This window comes from uncultured Campylobacter sp. (genome assembly GCF_937997465.1).
Taxonomy (GTDB): domain Bacteria; phylum Campylobacterota; class Campylobacteria; order Campylobacterales; family Campylobacteraceae; genus Campylobacter_A.
In genome coordinates this window covers 1-3,294 of the sequence record NZ_CALKTQ010000341.1, presented here as the reverse complement: position 1 = coordinate 3,294, position 3,294 = coordinate 1, and the positions used below count along the sequence as shown (strand labels likewise).

Genomic DNA, 3,294 nt, shown 5'->3' with positions numbered 1-3,294 from the left:
GCGATAAAAGCCTGAGAGCTCGAGCCAAAAGGTACGACGTGAAAATTTTTATTTATAAAAATAGGCTCAAAGTGCCCCAAATTTCGCGTGTCGCCGAGCTTAAAAGAAAATCCTGCACGGATCAGATACCTCAAAAGTCCGAAAAGATAGTGCGTAAAAACTTTAGGGAAATTTAAGTTTGGATAGTAAACGCCATCGCAAACGACGCTAGAGGCAAATAGCGAGCCGCCCTGCGCGCAAACCGCGTCCACATCGCTAAAAACTGTGTCGTAAAGCGGCGCGATCTTGGATAAAATTTTAAGATCGTCGGTGAAAAACAGATCCCCCGCGCCCGCTTTCATTATCTTTATAAAAAGCCGCGTCGCATCCTCAGGCAGCAAGCTAACTACGTTGCCGTCAGAGTTTTTGCCTAGGCTCATGCGCGCGAGCAGGGCCTTTTGTACGGGATTAACTGAGCAAAATTTGAGATTTTTGTAACTAGCCTCAAAGCGCATTAGCCGCATCAGCGCGGCGCTCAGACTATCGACTTTGATAAAAGCGACCTCGGGATCGATGACCTCGCATCTTTGCTCGACGAGTACGGCATAGGCGCCGTTTGCGACGGCCGCGGCTATCTCGTCCGCGTCTGCGCCAAGCCCGATGTAGACGTAGCCCTGGCGCACGTTTTTACTCTCAAACGCAAAGCCCTCCACGGCGCTGACGCTTGGTTTATTTAGCGCTTCGCCGTTGATGAGGCGCCTTAGGTTTTCGATATTCACGCCGTTTTAGCCTATTTCTGAGCCGTTTTTGACCGCAGCCATCGGCGCGATGAGGCACAGCGACCCGTCTTCGGCGCTAAGAATCATGCCCTCTGATATATGGCCGAAAATTTTAGCGGGTTTTAGGTTTGCCAGCACGCAGACCTGCTTGCCGACGAGGTCCGCCGGAGCATAAAATTTGGCTATGCCCGATAAAATTTGACGCGGCTGCTCTTCGCCCAGATCGATCTTAAATTTGAGTAGCTTCTCGCTGCCTTCGATATTTGAGCACTCAAGCACCGTGCCTACTTTTATGACGCATTTTTTAAAGTCGTCGATTTTTATCTTCGCGTCCGATTTTTCTTGCGGCGCAGGGGCGGTTTTGGCAGGTTCGCTCACGCTCGGCACCGCAGTCGCCATCAGCTCTTTTTCGATTTTTGGGAAAAGCGGCTGCGTTTTTTGCGCTTTAAAGTCTAAAATTTCGTTGTTTAAGATTATTTTTTCATAGGTAGCCGTCGATATCTCAAAACCTAGCGTCTGCGCGATCTTTTCGCAGGTTCTTGGCATCGCGGGGCTTAGCAGGACGGCCACGCGAGCTAGCAGGTTTGCACACAGCGATACGAGCGCGTTTGCTTCGTCTTTTTTGCCGTTTTTCATTAGGTTCCACGGCTCAAATTTAGCTATGCTCGCGTTAGCAAGCGTTAGCGCTTTAAAGAGCTCCTCGAGGTAGCGGTTCGTGGCAAAACTCTCTAAATTTTTGATAGCGTTTTGCAGGTGTTCGTTGCCGCTATCTAAAACCTCGCCGTAAAATTTGCGTAAATTTTCGCCCTTTATCTCAAAGTCCGAGTACTTTTCGCTCATGCCCACTATACGGCTTAAAAGATTGCCCAGATCATTGCTAAGCTCGGAGTTTATGCGCTCGATCATGGCCTTTTGCGAAAAGTCGCCGTCCTGCCCAAACGGCACTTCGCGAAGCATAAAGTAGCGGAAATTTTCCAGTCCGTACGCGTCTACGACTTCGCTTGGATTGATGACGTTACCCTTGCTTTTGCTCATCTTTTCGCCGTCTCTCGTCCACCAGCCGTGAGCCGCAATGCAGCGAGGAAGCGGCAGATCAAGGCTCATCAAAAACGCCGGCCAGTACACCGCGTGAAAGCGCAAAATATCCTTACCAACAATGTGCGTAGCACCCTTCCAGTAGTTCATCTTATCATCGCCGCGCGTGTAGCCAAGCGTGCTAAGGTAGTTTATAAGCGCGTCCAGCCAAACGTACATCACGTGCCTTGGCTCGTTTAGGCTCGCAGGCAGCTTGATACCCCACTCAAAGCTCGTACGCGTGATCGAGAGGTCGCGCAGGCCGCCTTTTACGAAGCTCACGACCTCATTTTTCTTGCCGCGCGGCACGATACAGTCCTCGTTCTCCTCATACCATTTTAGCAGCGCGTCTTGGTATTTTGATAGTTTGAAAAAATAGCTCTCCTCTTTTACCAAATTCGTCGGCCTGCCGCAATCAGGACACCTCTCGTCCTCCAAAAGCTGCGTCTGCGTAAAAAAGCTCTCGCAGCTAACGCAGTAGTATCCCTCGTATTCGCCCTTGTAGATGTCACCTTTTTGATACATCTTAAGAAATGCATTTTGCGCCGTGAGCTTGTGATAGTCGTCGGTCGTGCGGATAAAATGATCGTAGCTAATCTCAAATTTATCCCACAACTCCCTAAATTTCGCGCTTATCTCATCGGCGTAGGCTTGCGGCGTGTAGCCCTTTTTTGCGGCGGCTTGCTCGATCTTTTGCCCGTGCTCGTCGGTACCGGTCATAAAATACGTATCATCGCCCTTTAGCCTCGCAAATCTCGCTACCGTATCGGCGATCACGGTCGTGTAGGCGTGTCCGATGTGCGGTACGTCATTTACGTAATAAATCGGAGTCGTAATATAAGTCGTGTTCATATCTTTCCTTTTTAAATTTAAAAATCAAATCCGCCGCCGTCGCCTTTAGACATCGAGCTATATACGGCATCTACGTAGTTTTTGCGGGTTTTGCACTCAAACATCGCCTCGCAAGCAAAGCACGAGCTTAGCCCTTTTTCGCTCTGACAGGCTTGTAAAATTTCTCTTTGGCGGTCAAGCTCCAGCTCAAATTCGTCTTTTTGAGCGGCGTCCGCTGCGTGCTCGCTCATTTCGCGCTTCCGTAAAATTTATGCAGTAAATTTATCTCATCTTTGGAGCCGAAAAAGCAAGGCGTGGTTTGGTGGATTTTTTCCACTTTCATATCAAAAAGCGTTGCTGAGTATCCGTCGCTAGTCGCCCCGCCCGCGCGCTCGTAGATGAAGGCAAACGGCAGCACCTCAAATAGCGCTCTTAGCTTACCCTTTGGCGCGTCGCTCGTGGCAGGATAGCTAAACAGCCCACCGCCTTTTAGTAAAATTTGATGCAGGTCGCTCACCATGGCGCCAGAGTATCTGAGGCGATATCCCTGTAAAAACAGCTCGCGGATAAATTTAGCGTGAGTTTCGCTCCAGCCCTTTTGCGTCGCGCCCGTAGCGTTTAGCTTGCCTTT

3 protein-coding genes and 1 pseudogene are annotated in these 3,294 nt (G+C 49.8%); all 4 read right to left on the bottom strand.

Features of this window, described 5'->3' with window-relative positions:
• Positions 1–758, bottom strand: a 758-nt coding sequence (locus Q0546_RS11555) for a ferrochelatase (RefSeq protein WP_298793195.1), incomplete at its 3' end; no start/stop codon positions are given.
• A 6-nt stretch (positions 759–764) separates the two neighbouring features.
• The gene (metG, locus tag Q0546_RS11550) at positions 765–2,684 is read right to left on the bottom strand and encodes a methionine--tRNA ligase (protein WP_298793193.1); all 1,920 of its coding nucleotides are present in this window, start codon (positions 2,682–2,684) and stop codon (positions 765–767) included.
• A 17-nt stretch (positions 2,685–2,701) separates the two neighbouring features.
• Positions 2,702–2,914 (bottom strand): hypothetical protein, encoded by a 213-nt coding sequence (locus tag Q0546_RS11545; RefSeq protein ID WP_298793191.1) that lies wholly within the window; start codon positions 2,912–2,914, stop codon positions 2,702–2,704.
• Positions 2,911–3,294 (bottom strand): annotated as a pseudogene (locus Q0546_RS11540) (fructose-bisphosphatase class I); the annotation flags it as partial. The gene Q0546_RS11545 and the pseudogene Q0546_RS11540, both read right to left, overlap by 4 nt.

Excerpts from the sequence above, each read along its gene's own strand:
- metG (WP_298793193.1), bottom strand. The coding sequence starts at position 2,684 with ATGAACACGACTTATATTACGACTCCGATTTATTACGTAAATGACGTA.
- Q0546_RS11545 (WP_298793191.1), bottom strand. The coding sequence starts at position 2,914 with ATGAGCGAGCACGCAGCGGACGCCGCTCAAAAAGACGAATTTGAGCTG.